The organism is Vagococcus sp. CY52-2 (assembly GCF_022655055.1).
GTDB lineage: Bacteria > Bacillota > Bacilli > Lactobacillales > Vagococcaceae > Vagococcus.
On sequence record NZ_CP093384.1, the window covers coordinates 1,471,398 to 1,493,843 of the forward strand.

At 32.5% G+C, this 22,446-nt stretch carries 16 protein-coding genes and 1 other annotated feature; of the genes, 4 read left to right on the top strand and 12 right to left on the bottom strand.

Annotation, left to right across the window (positions count from 1 at the left end; translation table 11 throughout):
* Positions 1-68: 68 nt before the first annotated feature.
* The 5 genes from MN187_RS07230 to MN187_RS07250 all read right to left on the bottom strand — a co-directional run bounded on the left by MN187_RS07230 (position 69) and on the right by MN187_RS07250 (position 9,240).
* The gene (locus tag MN187_RS07230; RefSeq protein ID WP_242093703.1) at positions 69-5,405 is read right to left on the bottom strand and encodes a S8 family serine peptidase; all 5,337 of its coding nucleotides are present in this window, start codon (positions 5,403-5,405) and stop codon (positions 69-71) included.
* Between the two features lie 192 nt (positions 5,406-5,597).
* Positions 5,598-6,800 (bottom strand): NADPH-dependent oxidoreductase, encoded by a 1,203-nt coding sequence (locus MN187_RS07235; RefSeq protein ID WP_117973160.1) that lies wholly within the window; start codon positions 6,798-6,800, stop codon positions 5,598-5,600.
* Between the two features lie 12 nt (positions 6,801-6,812).
* A complete protein-coding gene (locus tag MN187_RS07240; protein WP_117973161.1) occupies positions 6,813-7,421 on the bottom strand; it encodes an NADPH-dependent FMN reductase in 609 nt (202 codons plus the stop codon).
* Positions 7,422-7,437: 16 nt separating this feature from the next.
* Positions 7,438-8,367 carry an FAD:protein FMN transferase gene (locus MN187_RS07245; RefSeq protein ID WP_071456437.1) on the bottom strand — a complete coding sequence of 310 codons (930 nt, stop codon included), beginning with the start codon at positions 8,365-8,367 and terminating at the stop codon, positions 7,438-7,440.
* Between the two features lie 3 nt (positions 8,368-8,370).
* Complete coding sequence (locus MN187_RS07250) at positions 8,371-9,240, bottom strand: helix-turn-helix domain-containing protein (RefSeq protein ID WP_117973162.1); 870 nt, start codon at positions 9,238-9,240, stop codon at positions 8,371-8,373.
* A gap of 227 nt (positions 9,241-9,467) precedes the next feature.
* Here MN187_RS07250 and MN187_RS07255 point away from each other — a divergent pair, with 227 nt between their 5' ends.
* Positions 9,468-9,857, top strand: coding sequence for a tautomerase family protein (locus MN187_RS07255; protein WP_117973163.1), 390 nt, complete (start codon positions 9,468-9,470; stop codon positions 9,855-9,857).
* Positions 9,858-9,919: 62 nt separating this feature from the next.
* Here the strand turns inward: MN187_RS07255 and iolG are convergent, their stop codons facing one another.
* The 6 genes from iolG to MN187_RS07285 all read right to left on the bottom strand — a co-directional run bounded on the left by iolG (position 9,920) and on the right by MN187_RS07285 (position 17,248).
* On the bottom strand, positions 9,920-10,939 hold the full coding sequence (iolG, locus tag MN187_RS07260; RefSeq protein WP_241699202.1) for an inositol 2-dehydrogenase: 1,020 nt from the start codon (positions 10,937-10,939) through the stop codon (positions 9,920-9,922).
* 149 nt (positions 10,940-11,088) lie between these two features.
* Complete coding sequence (locus MN187_RS07265) at positions 11,089-12,441, bottom strand: APC family permease (protein WP_241699203.1); 1,353 nt, start codon at positions 12,439-12,441, stop codon at positions 11,089-11,091.
* A gap of 642 nt (positions 12,442-13,083) precedes the next feature.
* Positions 13,084-13,926: an amino acid ABC transporter substrate-binding protein gene (locus MN187_RS07270; protein WP_241699204.1), complete on the bottom strand. Its 843-nt coding sequence runs from the start codon at positions 13,924-13,926 to the stop codon at positions 13,084-13,086.
* Positions 13,927-13,935: 9 nt separating this feature from the next.
* Positions 13,936-14,571 (bottom strand): amino acid ABC transporter ATP-binding protein, encoded by a 636-nt coding sequence (locus tag MN187_RS07275; protein ID WP_117973167.1) that lies wholly within the window; start codon positions 14,569-14,571, stop codon positions 13,936-13,938.
* A gap of 12 nt (positions 14,572-14,583) precedes the next feature.
* Entirely contained in the window at positions 14,584-15,225 is a 642-nt protein-coding gene (locus MN187_RS07280) for an amino acid ABC transporter permease (protein WP_117973168.1), read from the bottom strand.
* Positions 15,226-15,604: 379 nt separating this feature from the next.
* Positions 15,605-15,835 (bottom strand) — a binding site (T-box leader).
* Between the two features lie 354 nt (positions 15,836-16,189).
* Positions 16,190-17,248, bottom strand: coding sequence for a DNA/RNA non-specific endonuclease (locus MN187_RS07285; RefSeq protein WP_242093706.1), 1,059 nt, complete (start codon positions 17,246-17,248; stop codon positions 16,190-16,192).
* Between the two features lie 173 nt (positions 17,249-17,421).
* Here MN187_RS07285 and MN187_RS07290 point away from each other — a divergent pair, with 173 nt between their 5' ends.
* Genes MN187_RS07290 through MN187_RS07300 form a run of 3 tightly spaced genes read left to right on the top strand, consistent with a single transcriptional unit; the run spans position 17,422 to position 20,412 of the window.
* Positions 17,422-17,826 carry a DUF2177 family protein gene (locus MN187_RS07290; RefSeq protein ID WP_242093708.1) on the top strand — a complete coding sequence of 135 codons (405 nt, stop codon included), beginning with the start codon at positions 17,422-17,424 and terminating at the stop codon, positions 17,824-17,826.
* A 6-nt stretch (positions 17,827-17,832) separates the two neighbouring features.
* Positions 17,833-19,635, top strand: coding sequence for a DegV family protein (locus MN187_RS07295; protein ID WP_241699207.1), 1,803 nt, complete (start codon positions 17,833-17,835; stop codon positions 19,633-19,635).
* Positions 19,636-20,412 carry a DUF1295 domain-containing protein gene (locus MN187_RS07300; RefSeq protein ID WP_117973172.1) on the top strand — a complete coding sequence of 259 codons (777 nt, stop codon included), beginning with the start codon at positions 19,636-19,638 and terminating at the stop codon, positions 20,410-20,412.
* 51 nt (positions 20,413-20,463) lie between these two features.
* Here the strand turns inward: MN187_RS07300 and MN187_RS07305 are convergent, their stop codons facing one another.
* Positions 20,464-22,446, bottom strand: a complete 1,983-nt coding sequence (locus MN187_RS07305; RefSeq protein ID WP_117973173.1) for an FtsX-like permease family protein — start codon at positions 22,444-22,446, stop codon at positions 20,464-20,466.

Genomic DNA, 22,446 nt, shown 5'->3' on the forward strand with positions numbered 1-22,446 from the left:
TTATGCTAGATTATTTGAAAAGTATTAAAAAAGAAGAAGGGCTTCCCATCCTTCTTCTTTTTCATGTATTAACTATTTTTTTTATTTCTTTTATGTTTACCAAACCAACTAATAGAAAGTAATGACAACATTAACAATCCTAAAATAAATACTTTTTTATTCTCTACTTCTCCAGTTTTAGGTAACGCTTTGGTTATTTTAGAGCCTTGTTGCGTATGTTGTGTTGATGATTGATTTGATGTAGCGCTATATTTATTTATATTTCCATCAATAAATCCAATAGGTGCTTGCGATATCACGCTATTTTCGGATTTTTTATCTTCTTTATCTTTTTCTGAGTTATCTTTGTTTTTTTCAAAAGGTGGATTTCCCTCTTTTGATTTATCATCAGAGTCTGTTCCTTTTTTATCGTTATCCTTCGTTAATTCATCTTCTTTTTTAGTTGGTAAATCTGTTTGTGTACCACTGTCAGTCGTTTCAACAGATGATGGTTTTACCATAATATTTTCAGAAAATACTGGACTTTCATTAGATGCTGTATCAACCGTTTTCACTTGTAGCACACTATTTTTTGTTACAACAAAAGCATCTTTATAATCTTCCCATGTTTTCCCTTCGTCCAAACTATACTTAATACTTGTATGCTCATCCTTTGCCGTCATACCTAAAGTAACTGTTACTTGCTTTTCTTTTCCTCCATATGAGCTTAATGAGACCGTTGGAAGAGCTTTAACTTCAGAACGAATAGTTTGAATTGCTGTATGAGTCACTGGAGATTCATTGCCATATTTGTCACTGTATTTAAAGAAATAATCACCATTTTCACTGACCGTTATCGTATCTGGCACAAGTGTCCAAGTGTTTTGATCAGTTGAATAATATAACTCTGGTGCACTGAATTTCCCTGCGTGTTTAATGACAGACTCTTTATTTTTTGGTGTTAGAACAATTGGTTTATTGGTTAATGAGGTTTCATTGGACGTAATCTCTGGCGCACTAATAGCCTCATCTTTATGATGATGAATATCAAAATCTAACTGTTGTTTATTCCCAACCAAATCTGTTAGCGTTGCTGTCATTTTTGATGTTTCTTCAGGTAATATTTTTACTTTATACGCTACATCAACAGCAGGTCGATTAGCAAAAAATGCTTCATTAAACACATCATAATCTGAATCAGTGTGAACGTGATTATGATTGATACTTAAGTTATACCCGGCTAAGTTATCTGTAATCGTTGCTTTTACTACATATGGATTATGATTAGTAAAGCCTACAAGTTTTCCTGACTCATCTTGTTCTACATTGTCTAACGTTAATGTTGGTAATTTGTCATCTACCCAAATCGTATAGCCATAATTAACAACAGGTCGACCATTATTTAAATCATCATCTTGTGCATAAGCAGTTAATCGATAAGAACCTGTTGAAATATTTTTCATTTGGTAGCTAAACGCTAATGTCGCTGGATCATAATCAACTTTCTCTCCATTTAATGTAAACTGTTTAACTGGATAAGCTAATTTACCTGTTATGGTTAATACTTTATTTTCCTTGTCATAGCCAGGACTCTCTGTATTAATAATAGATAAACTTGATTCGATATTATCAAATTTAATGAAAGTATCATCTAATTTTGTCGTGCCAGATGAGTGAATAACAACTTGTTGAACGGATTCATTACCAGCATCGTCAGCCGCAATAACAAAGTATAAATTATCCCCGTAAACAAGCGATAAATCATATGAAAATGCCCCATTATCTAATGTCAGTGGCGTTGAAACATCTTCTTTTGGATCATATATGACAGCTTCTTTTGCATCTGTTATCTGTCCAGTTACTGTATAATTATTTTTTGTTGTATTAATGACACCATCTGTCAAGTCCTGCACTTGAATAATTGGTGCTTCGATATCTACTTTTACAGATAATGTTCCTAAAGGTTCATTTCCTTCTTTGTCTAAAGTAAAATTAAAATCCGTCTTGTCTTTAGTAATTGGAACCTTCACTTCAAATAATCCTTTATTTGATGTTTTAACCTCTATACCATCCACATAAAGTAACGTATCTTTTGCATAACTTCCTATTAAAGTAAACGTGCTGTCCTCTTTGTTATACCCTGCTGTATTTTGGCTAATGGTTTGATTTGGAGACACGTTGTACATTAATAAATTATCTTGGTTCCCTTGTTCTTCGATTGTTGAAGAAAATTCAACGTTACCTGCATGATCACTCAATGCAAGAATGATTTGATTTTTCCCTGGTGAAAAGACACTTGAAATTTTTTGAACCGTTTCATATTTTCCTGCATTTTCCTCACCTTGTGGTATCTGTCTAAGTGCTACTTTGTAATTCTTGCCATTGACGCTTAATGCTACAACGTCTTGCTTAATCCCCGATAACTTATCACTTGCATCTACTAATAGTTTCCCAGACTTTGTTACCTCAACTTTTTCTATCTTAGGTTTTGTATTATCGACTGTGACTGGGATATACGTTACTTGATCGGAATTATCACTTTGTGATGATACCGTAACTTTATATTGGTAACGACCATCTGGAACTAATACTTCTTTTCCTGATTTTTTATCGTATTGAGTTCCTGACCATTTTGCTTGAGATACGACATGAGTTGTCCATTTTCCAGAACTTGTATTGTAAAAATCTTTTCGTCCGTTTTTAGCAATATATAACTCTTTTATCGTCTCCCCTTTATCATCTACAATATCATAAGTCGCTTTAGCAAAATTACGATTGAAAAATAAATAAGGAATACTATAATCTTGAATGTTATCTTTATTTTGAGGAGAGATGGCCATCGCATCAGGAGAAACAACTGATTGACCTTGATCATCTTTAAGCATTCCTAAAATAAAGTTATTATTACTTGCTAAAAAACCTGACGCCGTAGGAGCACTATGTCCATCTTGGTAAATTAATGGATCAATTGTGTTTCCAGTTGAATATTTACCAAAAAATCCCATATAAGGTATCACAAGATTTGGCGTATCCACGCCATCAAAACCAATAAATCCTTCAACAAATTGTTGCTCTTCAAAAGAGTAAGGCAAACTTAACTGGAATACTACTTCTTTACTTTCTCCAGCTGCAAGTTTAATGGTTTGATTCTCTGTTGACAGAGATGCTTTTTCAATCTTCGTATCGTAGATTTCTTTATTAGCGTCTGTTGCTTGAGTGTATACCCCACCAAAATCATTAACAGTAAACTCTTTTTCTTTTTCTCCATGATTGGTTAATGTGACATTGATAGTTGTCGAGCGACCAATTTCTTTTAAGGCAATGGTTGAATCTTTAGTTGGTGTGTAATGAAGACTTACTTCATTTTCAATAGCTGAAGCCACGTTTATTTCACCAGCACCTTGACGTCTAGGTGAAATAATTTCCTTCGTATGTGACACATCAAGCAGTGGCACAGAGGTACTGATAGCTGAGTCTTTTGCAAATTTTACTAATTCTTTTCCACTTAAATTTAATTTTTTCTCTTTAATTGCTTGTAAAATCAATGCCTGTGACCCTGCAACAAATGGTGATGCCATACTCGTCCCACTCATTGTTTGATATTTATTACCATTAGCTAATGAGTAGATATTTCCACCAGGTGCTGAAATTTCTGGTTTAAAATTCAATTCAGGTGTTGGTCCCCATGAGCTAAAATCAGACATTTTACCATACATTTTGTTATCAACTTCTGCCTTCCCAAGCGTAAAAGCAACAGGCTTTTTATCTTTAGCGATTTGAAGCAATACTTCTCCATCTACATCAGACAGACCAATCGTTGGATATTCAGTATCTTCTAGAGACATTTGAACGACACCATCTGTATTATTATAGATAAAAGCAGCAACAGCTCCATTTTCTTTAGCTAATCTTGCTTTATTGGTAAAAGAAATTTCCCCACGTTTAATTAAAGCGATATTTCCTTTAAGTGCTTTCTTAATATCGTCTGTGTAGTCTTCTTTTCGTCCAAGACCTACGTCAACTAATTGACGCTCACTATTTAATACATCATAATTTGTTTCTACTTTACTAAAAATAGTGGTAGATCCATCTGTTAGTTCAGGTACTGAATTGAAAACAGCATGTCCTAATTTATCCTGTAGCGTTTCCATTGTCACAATCGAATTTTCAGATGAAGCAACTGTTAAGGCCTCTGTCGTTACACCAGGACTTCCAACAGTACTCATATCTGAAGTATCAAGTAAATTTTTTGGTGTATCATGCATGTCATTTGTTCCACTAACACTGTTATTCCCGGCAGAAATAACTGAAATAACCCCCGCATCACTCGCTCGTTTAATCGCTTGATTTTGTGGATCTTCTGGATCAGTGTTAGCACTAACAGAACCCAAACTCATGTTAATAACGTCTGCTCCTAATTTGACAGAATCCTCAATCGCAGCAATGACATCATCACTATAACACCCACGAATGTTTTTATTATTTGAAAAAACTTTCATTGCAAGTAATTGTGCTTCTGGAGCCACTCCTTGTACATCACCATTTGATGCTGCAATTCCTGCAACGTGTTGTCCATGCATCCCAGCATCACCCACATCGACGATATCATCACTACCATCTGCGTAGTTATAACCAAATGGGACTTTTTCACTAAAATAAGAACCCTTATCCATTTTGTTAATACTATCCTTTGTTAACACGCCACTCTCTGGATTAGATAAAAACAAATCTTTATGACTCGGATCAATTCCACTATCAATGATTGAAATGACCATTCCCTCACCATGAAGTTTTCTTTCTTCCCAAACCTTTTGAACCTCAGCAATAGCATTCGCATGCGTATCTGTTGGATAAAAAACTTGTGCTGGTGTGACTGAAATGACACCTTGTAACGCTTCAATTTTTTCAATATCGCCTACTTTGACATCAATTGAAAAACCATTTAATAAATAACCAAATGATCGTTTAGCTTGTGAGCCGGATATTTTTTCAATTTTAGTTTTTAAAGACGATTGTTTTTTTACTACTTTTTCTGTCGCTTTTTCAATTGATTGAACAGAAGACTTAGAGCCTGTTGGTAAATCAACATGATCAATAGCCACTTCTTTATCAAGTTGAATTAGTACTCTAATACGCTGACTATTATCAACTTTTGTTTCTGATGATTTTTCCTGTATTAACCCATCTTTTTTTAATTGTTCGTTGACTCTAGCGTAAAAGTCTTTAGAATACGCTTTATTTGCAGAAGCATTTTCCTCCAATAAATACTTCTTCAAACTCTCTTCTATCTGCTTTTTCCCTGTTTGCTTGTCGCTAGTTTTCTCATTTTCTTGTGCCAATACAATTGTTGCATCTAAAATTGGCGTGGACAACAATAATAAGCTACTCATAAGTACTGCAGATTTTTTAACAACCGACTTTTTCATTTACCTACCCCTTTGATTATTTAATAACAACAATAAGATTAAAATATTGTTTATTATTTATTAAGTTTTTCTCATTATGATAAACTTTTTTCTCATTTTCAATAGGATAAACTAATTTATACTAGTAACTTTACTATTTGCGAACAAAAAAAAGACCAAGATAGGACATCTTAGTCTTTTACTGTCTAGTTATTATTCTGTTTTTGACGCACTTGAAACTGCATCCGCATCAGATGAACCAGTATGTTTGGAAGATTCTGAAGCTCCACTGACTGTATCTGTTCCTGGTGTTAAAGTTTGACCTGTTTGTTTTAAATACCAATCAACAATTGGTTTAAAATCTAATATGTATTCGTTTATGCCAGCATAATTTCCTTCATCATCATGAATTGCTTGATAATTATGTACAACAAATTTATCTGGTCCATGTGTTGGAACATGTACTCTTACGCAATCTTGAGCTCCAGATCGTAACTGCTGAACAACCCAATTCACACCGTTTAATGCTTTTTCTGGATGACAATAGGCTAGAGGGTTCCCTACTTGACTTGGATGACGTGAGGCTAACATATCTTTATCTTCTTTTGTGTAATTATAATATAAAAATTGATTATTATTATCTGCATAGGTTAATTCCATAGGCATTGAGGCAAAGAAATGATTTAACTGATTAACCGTTAATATACCACGATTTAATTTGACATAAGTATCACCTTCTACTGCTTGAACTTTTTCTGATGCTTGTTCAACCCAGTCATCAGCTCCCTTGTCAACTCCATCAATTGTGGTATCGATTGACCCTTCGCAATATAAATCTTCTTTTTCCAGTTCAGGCTTTTTCGTTCCTTCTAACTCAGATATTACTTCAACATATCGTAAAAATTTATCTAATACATTACTTAAAAACTCAACAGTTTTAGCGTCTTTTAGGTCATTATTGTCATCAAAAGCTTCGCGTACTTTTCCAAGTAAAAATTCATTTCCTGGCATGACTAAAGCATGAACACCTGGTGCATCAAGTATTTGTCGTAAATGTAATTGAGCTCGTGAAGAACCTTGGTCATAGTATGAAGCACCAATAATCATTACTGGTTTGTTTTCTAGTGGATGTATTTTAAATGATAACCACTCTAATACACTCTTTAAACTGGCTGGTATTGTATGGTTATGTTCAGGTGTTGCAATAATAACCCCATCTGCATTTAAAATCTTACGGTTTATTGACTGAATCACTGGCGTATTTGTTTGATCATTACTTTGATTAAACAATGGAACATCTTTAATTTCGATTAATTCTAAATCAAATTTATCAGAAAAGTGTTTTTTTATGTATTGTAACAACGTACGATTATATGATTTATCAGCATTTGATCCTACAATTCCTACTAGTTTCATTTGACTTCCTCCTTAAATATTTTCCCATGAAAAGTTTTCTGCTTCTTTTTTATTTTGTTTGTGAGCACTCATTAATTGATTGGTCATATAGACAAAATGCTTAAAGTCTAAAAATAGACTATGTAATTTTTGAATTTGATCCTCATCTACTAATTTTCCACTTTCATCGAAAGCTTGAAGTGAGTGACTTAATAGAAATTCCGAACTCGGCATTGTTCTAGCCTTTAACTCAGGTGAATCAAGCATTTGTTTTAAATGACTTTGTGCTCTTGATGAACCTAACGTACCATATGAAGCTCCTGTAATCATAACTGGTTTATCCACAAATGGGTAAATATTGTAAGATAACCAATTCAATGCATTCATTAATGCTGCAGGAACGGCATGATTATATTCCGGTGTACTGATAATGACACCGTCTGCCTCTTCTATTTTTTGCGCTACTTCTTTTACAATACTTGGTAAATTTCCATCGTCAGGTTTATTGAACATAGGGAACTCTTTGATTTCGATTATTTCAATATCTGCCTCGTTTTTAAAGTAATCTCTAATAAAGTACAATAATTTTCGATTTGTTGACTGATCAGAATTTGTCCCTACTATCGCTATATACTTATCCATAAAAATCTTCCTCTCTTTACATTAGTTTTGTTTTAATCATCTCTGAAGTAAATACTTTATTTGTTTTATCTATAACAACACACTCAATAGCATCAAGTTGATTCACAGTACTAATAATATCTTTAGTATTTTTACCAAATAGACGTGTTGTCCATATTTCTCCATCAACTGATCGTTTAGAAATAATCGTCAAACTAGCGACATCTGTTTCGATTGGATATCCTGTCTTTGGATTAATTATGTGATGATAGATTGTTTTTCCAACTGTTAGCGTTCTTTCGTAAATACCAGACGTCACAATCGATTCATTTTTAGCTTGAATAGTTACTAAACAATGAGAGCGTGGTTCTGTTGGATGTTGGATTCCTACTCTAAAATAACCATCTGGATGATGACTTTCTCCATAGACCACCACATTACCACCAAGATTTAAAATAGCCGACGTTATATCTTGTTGTTTATAATACTCAACTACTTTATCAGCAATGAATCCTTTTGCTAATGCACCTAGATCAATCTCCATTTGTTTATCCTCTAAATAAATACTATGTGTATTAGGACTTAAAATAATTTTTTCTGGATTGGTTTTTCTTAATAGACTTTCAATGACTTCTTTTGATGGAACTAACGCTCCTTCAAACCCAATTTTCCACTCTTTTATTAAAGGGCCAATCGCTATATTTAAAAAACTATCATCCTGAATACTATGATACTTGCCTAGGGAAATAAGATTGTATAGCTCAGGAGAAACCATGGTATCTGTTTTTCCAGCATTAAAGTTTATTTTCATTAATTCTGAAGTATCGTCATTAGCACTAAACATTTTTTCATAATACTCTAGCATTCTAACTGTCTTCTCAACTACTTCTTCCGCTTTATTTCCTACTACAGTAATATCTATTACTGTTCCCATCAAATGTAATTGTTTGACCACTTTATTTTGCATGGCCTACAATCCTTTCTTAACAGCAATTTCTAATTGCTTTAACTCTTTTAACTTAATCTCATTACGATTAATTTTGGCATAAGCTCTCGCATCGTAAATTAATTCTAAAATGTCATTTTTATCTTTCTTTTCTTCTATTGCATTTTGCGCAAGCTGTGCCGCAGCACGAGCTAAATAATACGTCACGTGATTATCTGAGCATATTTTTATCGCATAATTTAATAAAACATTACTAGCCTCGAGCTCATGAATGCTAGCATAAAACTCACCACATTGATAGACAATATTTAATACTCGCCAAGTATCTTCTACTTTTTTTATAGGATAACGATAGATTTTTTCCAACACTTTATTAAAATAAAACTCTGCTTTTTCCACATCATTCTCTCTGGCAAATACCATCCCAATTCCAGTGTAAGCCAGTAGATGATAGATATCTTCAGTTTCTCCATTGTCTAATAAAATTTGATCAAAATTAAACAAAATATCGGTAATTTTAGCATGTTGAAAAACCATTAAAAAACCTGTCAAATAATGATACCTCAACAAAATATCATTGTCTTCGATTTTGCAAATATCAATTGTTTCCATTAAATTCTTTGCTTTTTGATATTCGCTGGTTATTAATAAAAATTCTGCTTGATTTAATATTTCAATTACATCAGTGTATCGAATTCCAACTTTAGGAAACAACTCACTCAAAGGTAAATCCAATCTTTCACACAGTTTAATTAGTATCTTTAAATTTGGAACTTGAGAGTTATTTTCAAACCGACTTAACGTTGCTTGCGTGCAAATATTTTCTGCTAAGTCATTTTGCGAAAACCCTTTTTGTCTCCTTGCTTCTATAAAACGTTCAATATTCACTATCATCACTTACTTTCGATCTATTGTTTAACTTTTCACATTCTATGGAAAAATCATACTACTTTTATACATTTATGTCAAATCATAATATATATTTTTTTATATCTAACCATATATTTTTAAGTATAAAAGAAATATTTTTGATTAACTTTTACTAAACTAGTGCATTTAATTTGATTATGTTGGTTAAATTTGAGATACTTTAATCACTAAGTTATGGGAGGAATTTTTTAATGCCATTAATGAAAATTGATATGATAAAAGGACGACAACAAGAAGAAATAGAAGAAATTCTAAAAATTTCCTATAGAGTGATGTTAGAAGCCTTTGATGCACCTGTGGGCGATAGATACCAAATAGTCAACCAACACGAACCATATGAAATGCAAATATTAGATACTGGTTTAGGATTTGAACGAACAAAAGATGTGCTTCTATTTAGTCTTATTACTCGCCCCAGAACAACTGAACAAAAAAAACAATTTTACCACAATTTAGTGGCTGCTTTAAATGATGAATTAGGCATTCGAAAAGAAGACGTTATGATTAACTTAGTTGTTAATGATGATGAAGATTGGAGCTTTGCATTTGGTAAAGCGCAGTTTTTAACAGGAGAATTGTAAATGAGATATCACAAAACAATGCCCTTGAAACACTATGTTTCAAGGGCGTTGTTCTGTTGTATTTATATTGTAACTAGTTGATTTTTTTCGTATGATTCTTTACAAGCAAGTGCTACTTTTGTCGATTCTAATCCGTCAATTGCATTAATACTAGGCTGTCTATCAGTTAGAATACACTCAATAAACTCATTTGCTTCATTAATAAAGGCTTGAGAAAAACGTTCTGGGAAATTTTGTGAGGTTGGCCGAACAACGCCATGTTCATTCATAATAGTGACTAGATTTTTTTCTGGTACTTGTGCTATACGCAGCATGCCTTTTGTTCCAATTAATTCTGTTTCAACATGATACCCATGATGACAATTTCTACCAGCTACTAATATTCCCATAGTATTATCAGCTAACTGGAGCATGGCGGCTCCTGTTTCAAGTTCTCCCACTTCATCAAGTTCTTTATAAGCAGCATTTTTCCCTATTGCCCAAACTTTACTTACTTCTTGACCTGTAAACCAACGAACTAAATCAATATCATGAATTGACATATCAGCAAACAAACCACCACTATTACTTGCTCCAGCAAATTTAACAAAACTTTCTAAACCTTCACTTGGATCAATTCCATAACAACGAATTAATGTTACGTCACCCAGTTCACCATTATCAACAAGTTCTTTCGCATACATATAATCCGTATCAAAGCGTCGCATAAATCCAAGCATAAATTTTTGGTTTGGGTATTGATTAATAACTTGAATCGTTTCATTAATTTCTTCAATATTAAGTCCGATTGGTTTTTCAGAAAAAACATGTTTTCCATGTTTTAATCCAAGTTGTATTTGAGAACAATGTAATCCTGATGGTGACACAATAAAAATCGCATCAAGTTGTTCATCTTTAACCATCTCTTCATAATCAGTATAGGTAACTTGTACACCTAAGTTATTTTTAGCATACTCTAGCTCTTCTGAAACGGGACTACATGCAGCATACAATGTGGCATTAGCTACTTTATCGTTTAAATTGTGAGCGTGAACCTTACCTAATCTCCCTAATCCAACGATACCTACTTTTATTGTTTCCATCTATCAGACCTCCTATTTTTATGAAACCGTTACCTAAAAATAGTTTATCATAAAATAATCAAGTTATCCATAACATATCCAGATAGATATTAAAAAAAATAAATCCCCACTATAAGTTACTCTTATTAATCAAAAAACTAGAAAGCCTCTCACTTTCTAGTTTTTTTTCTATTCGCATATAAATAAAATGGAATACCTAAAGCTGTTAGTCCTAAACCTGTGACGACAAGAGATAATTGATTAATCAACGTCATGGATAGAATAAATACTCCCCCAATGATGGAAATAATGGGGATAAATGGATATAACGGAACTTTATATGGCCTTGGTAAATCAGGTTCTTTCTTACGAAGTTTTATCACAGCACAAAAAACCAATGTGTAAAAAATCCAAATAACAAATACTAACATATCCGTTAAAATATCAAATCCACCTAATAACATCATGACAACTGCTACTGCTAACTCAAAAAGTCCTGCAATAAAAGGCACTTTATTACGATTTAATTTTGCTAATTGATTTGAGTATGGTAATTGTTTATCTAATCCCATAGTATAAGGGATTCTCATACCAGTCATTGTATAGCCATTAATTGCACCGTATACAGAAATTAGAATTCCGATTGTAACAATTTTCCCACCAAAGTCTCCAAATATTTGTTTTGATACATCCATCGCAGCATTTTCATTCCCTGCTAATGATTCGATGGGTAAACTTTTTAAATAAACAAAGTTAACTAATAAATAAATCACCATAACACCAAACAATCCACCGGCTATTGATCTTGGTAAATCTCGCTCAGGATTTTTTAACTCCCCTGATATATTTCCCACATGAATCCAACCATCATATGCAAACATAGTAGCAAGAAGCCCTGCTCCTAACGCTGGGAAAAATCCAGATGTTTGTGCCCCTGCGGTTACTGGAAATAAACTGACGCTTACGTCACCTTGTCTCAGTAATCCAAAAATCACAATTAAGGCAAGTGGTATTAACTTACAAACCAATGTAATCGATTGAAATATTCCACTAGCTCTGGCTCCTAAAAAATTAATCAACATAATGGAACCACCAACTAAAATAGCTATTGGTACAATCACTGAGTGGGATAAACCAAATAAGTTTTTAAACTGGGTACCGAATATAATAGAAAGAGCTGCGACGTTGGCTGGAAAATAAATAATGATTAATGCCCATCCTAATAAAAAGCTCCATAACTTACCATACGCCCGTTCAATATATCTCACCATTCCACCTGTTTCTGGGATAGCAGCCGATAGTTCTGCTGCTGTTAATCCTGCACAGATACTAATCACACCGCCTAAAAACCATGACATTAGCGTTAGACTAGCTGATCCAGTTGATTGCGTCACACTAGCTGCTTTGAAAAACACTCCTCCACCTATAACAGTCCCCATAACGGTAGATAAAGCAGGAAAGAACGTCATCGTTCGATTTAACTGATTGCTATCTTCAACTATAATTTCCTCTTGATTTGACATACTTCTCTCCTTTTAAGTTAATTCATCTATAGTAACTGTTCATTATGAATTAACGAATGATAAATTTAAAACATAGCACATTTTATCATACTTATGGGAAAGCAAACAACTTTACATGTTAATTTACTTACTATTTTCAGAAAAAACCTTATATTATAAAATCCAATCATATGGCGTTTGTTGATAAATACCATTGATTCAATTTTGAAAGAACACACTTGCTTCTAAACGCCATATTTGCTTAAATCTTTTATCATAAAAATAAGCATACTTTTCAAGAAACTCAGTGTTTAATCCTTTTTATTTATCACGTAAATATTCGTCACATCATGTATTGACATCATCTTCCAAGTGCCAAAAAATAAAGATATTTCTATTATCTTCTGATACTAATATCAATACTCCTAATTATGATTAGATGAATCATCAGATACAATCATCATTGATGTTAAATTAGACACCGAATTAATCGGAGTTCCTTATTCAAAAAGAAGGGTTTTATAAAGCCTATCACATGAATAAAGAACAATGGATTAGCATTGACTTATCCTCTCTGCATGATACAACGAAACTCTTCTCATTAATCAATACAAGTTATCTGACCATTAAACAAGCAAAAAGAGCCCGATTATAGGCTCTTTTTTATTGAATCGCTTGGTCATTTCCAAACCATTTTTCACTAATTTTCTTCATTTTTCCATCATCTTTTAATTTTTTAAAAGCTTCATCAATTTTTATTTTTAACTCTTTATCACTTTTACGAATACCTACAGCAAAATCTGCACTTTCAAATGGTGTTTCAACAATGGCGTAGTCATTTGGATTTTTTTGTTGCGCTATATAATAATTAGCATACACATTATCTACAATTAATCCATCAATTCGTTTGGCTTTTAAATCAATAAACGCTTCATTAAAAGTATCAAACAAAACTGGCTCATTATCGGCGATCACATCTGTAAATACTTCAGGATTTTTATCAATCATATCTTGTCCTGTTGACGCATTTTGAGCTCCTAAGATTTTGCCTTTCATGTCTTTATATGATGTTATACCATTATCTTTCATCACGACTAATTCTTGACGACTAGTAATATAAGGATCACTAAAGGCGACTTTTTCCTTTCTTTCATCCGTAATATTATACCCATTCCAAATTAAATCAATTGTCCCATTGTTTAATTCATTTTCTTTCATTGACCAATCTATTGATTGAAATTCAGGATCAATTCCATATTCTGCAAATACTGCTTTAGCCAAATCAATATCAAATCCCACAATATTATCTGATTCATCTCGAAATCCCATTGGCACAAACGTATCATCCAACCCTATCACAACTTTTTTGTTTTTTTCTATCTCGCTCCATTTATCTTTATTAGTCCTGCTAGAGTCATTACTGCTTTTTTTACTTCCACAAGCTGATACAGCTAATAACATAATTCCTAACACCACGATTAATATATGTCTTTTTTTCATTGTCATCCCATCCTTTTATTTTATTGGTTCTACTCTAATAGTGTTATCGGCAATACGTTCTGCAAAAGTTGGATCATGTGTGACCACAATTTGTGTCACATCTGGCGATTTTAAATTTAAAATGACTTCTGCTACATCACCACTAAGACCTGGATCTAAAGCACTTGTTGGCTCATCATAACATAATACACGTGGCTTCATAGCTAATGCACGTGCAATTGCCACACGTTGTTTTTGTCCACCAGATAATTCAAAAGGATAAGCTTTTTCTTTATCCTCTAATCCTAAAGTTATTAATAATGTTCTAGCGGTTTTTTCAGCCTCTTCTTTGGATTGTTTTAAGACCATTGTCGGTGCTAATACAATATTTTCTAATACATTTAAATGAGGAAACAACTGAAAATCTTGAAATACCACACCAATTTTTCCATTAATAGCTTGATGAGATTTCTTTGTTAAATCTTCCTCATCAAGTAGTAGTGTGCCACCATCGAATGTTTCTAACCCACTAATACATCTCAATAAAGTGGTTTTTCCTCCACCTGAAGGGCCGAGGATAACAGTAATTTCTCCCATTGGAAACGTGTAAGATACCTCATCTAAAATTTTCTTTTCTCCGAAACTTTTGGATACATTTTTTATCTCAAGCATTCTCATCACTCCTTATTTATAATAGCTAAATCGTTTTTCAAGGTATTTCATTAAACCAGTTAAAACGGCGGTGAAAAAGAGATAAATCACCCCAACCATAACGAGTGGTACAAGTGTTACATCACGATTTGTCGCGATTTTACCTGCTCGTAACAAGTCACCTAATCCCAACACATACATCAGCGAAGTGTCTTTTACTAAGTTAATCACCTCGTTCCCAATGGATGGTAAAATAATTTTTATCACTTGTGGCAAAACGATTTTATATGCTGTTTGAAACGGTGTTAAACCAAGCACTTGTGCACTCTCAATTTGACCTTTTGGTATAGCCTGTAACCCTCCTCTAAATATCTCAGCGAAGTAAGCTCCATAATTTAGAATAAAGGCAATCATCACAGCATCATATCGTTCAAAGACAATACCTATTGCTGGTAAACCAAAAAAGATAAAGATAAGTTGTAATAATAGCGGTGTCCCTCGCATTAACCAAATATAAAGATTTAATATAAAGGTCAATGGTTTAAATGTCACACGTAAACCAAACGCAACGAGTACTCCTAGTGGGATAGATCCTAATAGTGTAAAGAAAAAAACTTTTAACGTCATACCTGCCCCATCAATAAGTGATGGTAAAATTTTCATTATGTATTCCATGGTAAATCCCTCCATTTTCAATTATTAAACAAGATAATTTTTTATTTACCTATCGTTTATTTTTAATTGTTGGTACAAAAAATCCCCTTGGTATAACCCAAGAGGACGATAAACCGTGATTCCACCTCAATTTATTGCTATTTCACAATAACAATCTCATGATGTTTAAACTAATATTTTAAACACTCATCCTTAACGCGGATAAAACGTTATTCCCTACTTTGTTGTTCAGAAATACATCTTTCTAGTTGTGTTCATGTAAAAGCATGTTGATTTTTCTCTCAGCCTATTGAAAAATTCTCTGTCAAAATGGACTTAATACACTACTTGTCTAGTCATTGATTGTTTGGTATAAAAAAAGTCCCTTGGCTTATAAAAGCCAAAGGACGAAAATTCGCGGTTCCACCTTTATTTGTTATTGTTTCACAACAATAACCTCATGAAGTTTATAACTTCGAGCTCATAACGTTTCTCAAACGAACTTTTCTACTAACAATTTCAAAAAGTTAACTCCCAGATGTGATTCACTTAACACGTCTACCTTTTTCCACCAACCAAAGGCTCTCTATAAAACGTCATTTAAGTTACTTTCTCTGTTCATGGTTTTTAACAACTTTATCATCAGGCTTTAATCTTGTCAACAAAATTAATTTAATCGTAATAACTTCTTCTTTTCTACAACTATCATTAATTAAATTTTCGATAATGAATGTAAATATAAGTAAATGAATGAATTATCATAGTCATATTTTTTTAATTTCTTATATTGATAATCAACTAATATCTTACCATGTAACCAACGTGTTTTTTTCGTGATAAAAAACTTAACTCGTCAGCTAATTCAACAATTAGTTTAGAAAAATATTCCAATGTTTTGTTATATCTTTAGATTTTATTTCTAAAAAGTCATCCCTAAATACAAAAAAAGAAACTGACAAAAAAGTCGTTTCTTTTTTATTTTAACTTAATAACAAATGTTACATGGTTCTAACCCTTTCTTTTTGGCTTCACCCAATGTAGAAGGAGTGAAATTACCGCGCCCATGAGCATGAGTATGATATTTTTTTCCAGTAGGTGTAACAAATACTTGATTCATATCATCAGATGAATCATTATCATTAGCCAATGATTCATGATTCGTGATATTGTGTTCTTCTTGTGATGGTTCATTTTCTTGAGCTCTCTCTCCTATTGAACTGCTACCATCTGCATAATTCAAGTCAATCCCATCCTGAATATTAAAGATGTAAACATTAAATTTTATGGTATCATTTCCAATAGATTGTGCTTCCATTTGAACGCCACGCGCCAGTAACTCTTCCCCTCTAAAAACTGGTGTCACACGATATCTTACATAATTATCTGAATTTTGTTCAAGATAATGTTTAACATCCATCTCATGACGTAACATCTCTGGACTGTTTAATTGTCTTGTTCCTGTAATTAAATTTTTCCAATTCGCATTTTCACCAGCTAATGCCCAACCAATTAAGTGTGATCGATTAAATAAATACCCACCTTCAATCTTTTTATTTTTCCAACCTGTTGGTGTAACAGACGAAATACTTTCTCTTTTTCCAGTTGGCATTAATGATTGATTTAGCATAGCATTTGCACTTGTTGCTCTATTTAACCCATCTAAATCACCATAAATTTCCCAAGCGCCATTACTCAAAGATAGCTCTTCATCGCTAAAACTTGGTACATCATCATTAACCTTTATCGTTTGAGTTCCTTCGTATTCTAAGTTTGCCAAATCACTAACTTGATTTTTTAATTGTGAGGCTTGCTCTTCTTTTTTCTTCTTTTCTATTTCATCCTGTTTTGCTTTTTCTTCTGCTTCTCTTTTAGCTAATTCTTCTTTTTCTTTACTTGATGTATCTACTGTACTTTCTTTTATAACACTTGATGAAACTGATGTATCACTTGTTTCCACTGTTTTATCAGCAACACATCCTCCAAAAGTTATTAACCCTGTCAATAACAGAGCAGATAACGCCCACTTTTTCATTTTCTTCTTCATCTTTTCCTCCTATATTTTCATTCCTATCAACTATCTTATAATAAACTATACACTTTTAGTTAATAGTGGTAAAAATACTTTTTTAAAGTATATTTTTTGTTAATCAAGGTAAATCCTTTTAATAAAAATTTTTTTCATGATACTATTTATTTAATCAGAATGGAGGAGTAATTATGAATCAGTTTTTAAAATTGTTTGGTATAAGTGCTGTTATCTTTTTAATGTTTGATCTATTTTGGCTATTAGTTGTATCAAAAAATTTGTACCAAACTTTCATAGGAGAGTTACTCGGTGATGTAAAGGTAACTCCCGCTATTATTTTTTATTTTGTCTACCTTGTTGGGGTTGTATTTTTTGTCCTAATCCCTGGTATTGACAAACAAAGTATTTTCTACACCATTTCTTCTGGGGCTCTATTTGGTTTTATTTGTTATAGTACCTATGATTTAACCAATTTAGCCACTATTAAAAATTGGTCAGTAACGATGACAATTATTGACTTAGTATGGGGAACATCCGTCACTGCTATTACATCAGCAATTGTTTATTTTATTAATTTTAATTTTTTGAAGGGGTAATTTAATTTGGAAGAAGTTGATATTAAAAAGTTAGCTAACAGTATCAAATCAGGTGCTAACTTAGTTATAAAGAATAAAAATGAATTAAATCGTATTAATGTCTTTCCTGTTGCAGATGGTGATACTGGTAGTAATTTGGCCTTTCTTATGCAATCAATTATGGATAATCTTGTTAGTTATCACGACACGGTACATTCTCTATTAACTAACGTAGCATCAGCCGCTTTACTTGGAGCTCGTGGTAACTCTGGAATGATTTTAGGACAGTATTTAAATGCCTTAGCAGAAGATTATGCTCAAAGTGATTTATCAACAGAACAACTCGTTTTTTCTTTTAAAACAGCTCTTGTTAAAGTATATGATTCGTTGCTAGATCCAAAAGAAGGAACCATACTAACAGTTATCTCCTCTTGGTCTGAAAAACTTGTTGATACTTATAAAAAAACACAATCATTAGAAGAATCTTTATCACAAGCACAGATGATAGCAGAAAAAGCCGTTTTAGAGACACAATTTCAAATGACAATTTTTAAAGAAAATAAGTTGGTGGATGCTGGAGCAAAAGGTTTTTATTATTTTATTACTGGTTTGACTGAAGCCTTCTCTCAAAATTTACCACAAGAGTTGATAGAAGAAACCATCCCTTCTTCTATAACTAACTATCCATCTAACTTGATATCATCTGATCATATCATATCTGAAAAGCCTTCTTATCGATACTGCTCGGAGTTTATTATGACTCAACCAAGTATTTCCGATAAAAAATTGAAAGGTAAACTATTAAATAAAGGGGATTCTGTTATTGTTATTGGAAATAAACAACAGTTAAAAGTTCATATACATACTAATAACCCTAAAGACGTTCTATCATTATTAAACCACTACGGTCGTATATCTTATCAAAAAATAGATGATATGCTTCTTCAATATGAAGTTAATACCAAACCTGTATCATCTATCGCTATTGTGACAGACTCTATTGCTGATATACCAAGTGACTTACTATTGAAACACCAAATACATGTCATTCCAATGCCTGTTCAAAGCGAGTCTAATAATTATCTCGATAAATTAAGTATTGATTCACAGCTTATTTTTGAAAAGGGTATAAATACGAGTCAATGCAGTACATCGCAACCTACTATTCAATCAATTGATAACCTCCTATCTTTTTTACAAGGGAAATATGACCATGTGATTGTTATTACAGTCTCTTCAAAACTCAGTGGTACTTATCAACTAGTCAACCAAAGAATACAAACTAAAAAATTGGCATCTCAATGGATAACAGTTATTGATTCAAAAGCTAACTCTGTAGCGCAAGGTCTATTAGTTATGAAAGCAGCAGAATTAGTAGAAAAATCCTTGAGCTTTAATGACATTATAACTAATCTAAAAGATACCATTCATCGGTTATTTATCTATGTAGCTGTCGCTGATTTATCGCCGATGTTACAGTCTGGTCGAATTCCTTTATCTCTTGGAAAAATGGCTCAAAATTGCCACATCTTGCCAATTGTTAGTCTGGATTCATTTGGCGAAGGAAAACTAATGACTCTTTCATTTAGTCAAAAACAAAGTATTAAAAAAATAGCAAACAAAATAAAAAAACTATTTCGACATCATCAAATTGATCGTTTAGCTATCGCATATGTTTACTCGGAAAATCAAGTTGAATTACTAAAATATTATTTAAAAGATTATACTGATAAAATTGACTATTCAGTAGCCAGTTCAACATCTATTGCTATCAGCGCCGGAAAAAATAGTATCGCCATTGCAGGTATTTTAAAAAAAGGAGAAAGTTAAATGTATCTTACAATTATTCTAGCATTATTTGCTTATTTTATTATCTGGTTCATTATATCAACTATTAAATCCAACTATTCCTTAGTTGATATTGCTTGGGGGGGAGGATTTGTTGTGGTAGCTTGGGTAGGCTTTTTAATGGCCTCCCCGCATACCATTCAACAGATACTTGTTCTACTCTTTGTTACACTTTGGGGAGGTCGTCTTGCTTGGCATTTAGGGTTACGTAATTGGAATGCTCCTGAAGATTATCGATACGTTAAAATCAAACAACGTTGGGGAAATCAATTTGTTCACTTAAAAGCATTTATCAATGTTTTTCTTCTTCAAGGCCTCTTATTGTTTATTGTTGCACTACCTGTTACACATACTTTTACCAATCAACAAGTATATAATACTTTACGTTGGTGGCAAATACTTGGTGTATTCATTTGGATTATTGGATTTTTATTTGAAGTCATTGGAGATTATCAATTGACTAAATTTAAAGAAAATCCTAGTAATAAAGGAAAATTATTAACAACTGGACTTTGGTCTATTACTAGACACCCAAATTATTTTGGAGAAGTCACAAGTTGGTGGGGGATTTTTCTTTTATCTTTATCACATTGGACTAATCTTTGGATTATCATTGGTCCTATTACTATTACCTTTTTAATATTATTTGTGTCAGGTGTTCCCTTACTAGAAAATAAATATAAAACTAGAAAAGATTTTCAATCTTATGCACAACATACTTCAAAATTCTTTCCTTTTATTGGAAAAAAGGGATTATAAACTAACATATTAAAACAGCGACACAGTTTGATTCTGCGTCGCTGTTTTTTCTTATACTACTTTTCTCTCAACTAATCGATAATACACTTTAGATGTTTGAGCATACATCACAAGGTAAATTAGTAAAAAGATTACTACCATAATGATACAAATTATCATAAATAATACTTTATTACTCAATCCAAATAACATCAGTAAATTACTCATCAAAGGAAACGCAAAAGCTAAGTGAAGTGTCGCGAGGATAATCGGGAAAAAGAATACCATAATGATTTGCCCTCTAATACTTTGTTTCACTTCTTGATGACTCATACCAACCTTTTGCATAATATCATAGCGATGTTCATCCTGCATACCTTCTGATATTTGTTTGTAGTAGATGATTAACCCTGTGGCTAAAGTGAAACTAAGTCCTAAAATCATACCTAAAAATAAGAAACCACCTGTGAAAGCTTGTAATTCTTCTCTGTCAATCGCAGCTGAAGAGAAACTGTCAGTTAGTCCCATCTCTTTCAATTTGCTTTTCATCTCTTTAGCATAAGCTAACTGCTTATCACTTTCCCCAGTAAAATTAGCGTATACTGTCGGACTGATTTCCAAATAATTTGTATAGTCATTTGGTGCCAAAGCCTTTATTGTGTCTTCCATCACTTTTTGATTTGCCACAACAACAAACAACATATTTGAAATACCACTTACTCTTGGAATAAATGTAATGTTATCAATAATTTGTTTAACCTTAAATTCTTTGTTACCAAACGACGCTGACTTTCCATCGAATTTACCATTCATACTATAAAAAGCAATCTCATTGTCTGATAGTTTGAAATTCGTTTTTTCCAAACGATTGTACTCATCTTGTGTCATAAAGTTTAAAGACTCTGATTTGCTAAAGTCGTTTAGATTTTTAGCTTCTTTAGATAATAACTGATAATCATTATTGTCTTTTATTACCATTAATCCATCAGATAAATCTGCATGATCAACTTCTTTTAATGTAACATCATATTTCTTAGCCTCTGACTTAAATAATGATTCCACTTCTTTTACTTTGTCTTGTGGCACAATCAGACTCATATCATATGGATTACGATTTTTTATGACATTATCCATTCCAAAAAATAGACTACCTGTTGTGCTAAGTGTTACTAGTACCATCGTACTTAAGATACTGATACTTGCTAACCCAACCGCATTTTGCTTCATTCGATACATCATGTTTGAAATCGCAATAAAATGTGTTGGTTGATAATAATATTTTTTACGCCGTTTTAACCCCTTTAAAATCATGATACTACTTGTCATAAATAAAGCATACGTTCCAAAAATCACGAGTAAAATCGCAATAAAAAATAAGCTAATTGCTTTTAACGGTGACTCGATAGTGATTGACATATAGTACCCTGCACCAATACAAACAATGCCTGATATACCTGATAACCATTTTATTTTTGGTTCTTTTTCTCCTATTTGAGTGCCTTTTAATAATTCTAAAGGATTGACTAGTTTTAACTGAATCATATTAATCACATAAAGTAATAAAAAGATACCGATGAAAAACAGAATGACATAACCTAAGCTCATGACATTTAAACTATAGGTAAAACCTTCACCAAATCCTGTCATTTTTTTCAAAATTAAAAAAGATAGTTTTGAAAAAATAATCCCAGTGACTATTCCCATCACTATAGAAAATAAAGAGACTACAATAGACTCGATAAATAAAATCTTGCCAAGTTCACGTTTTCCCATCCCTAATATATTGTATAACCCTAGTTCTTTTTTTCTTTGTTTGAGCAAAAAACTATTGGTGTACAATGAAAAAATAGTTGTAAAGATTAAGATGACGATTGAACCAAATCCAAACAATAATTTTGCTGAATCTGCTCCTGGTAAAGAATTCATTCCATCATTTTTTAATAAAATTTGCATAATTACATTGACGTTGACCAAAAAAATCATCGATAAGATAAATGGTGCATACGCTCGCTTATTTTTCTTTAAATTTGTTAAGGCTAATTTTAAATAAAACAT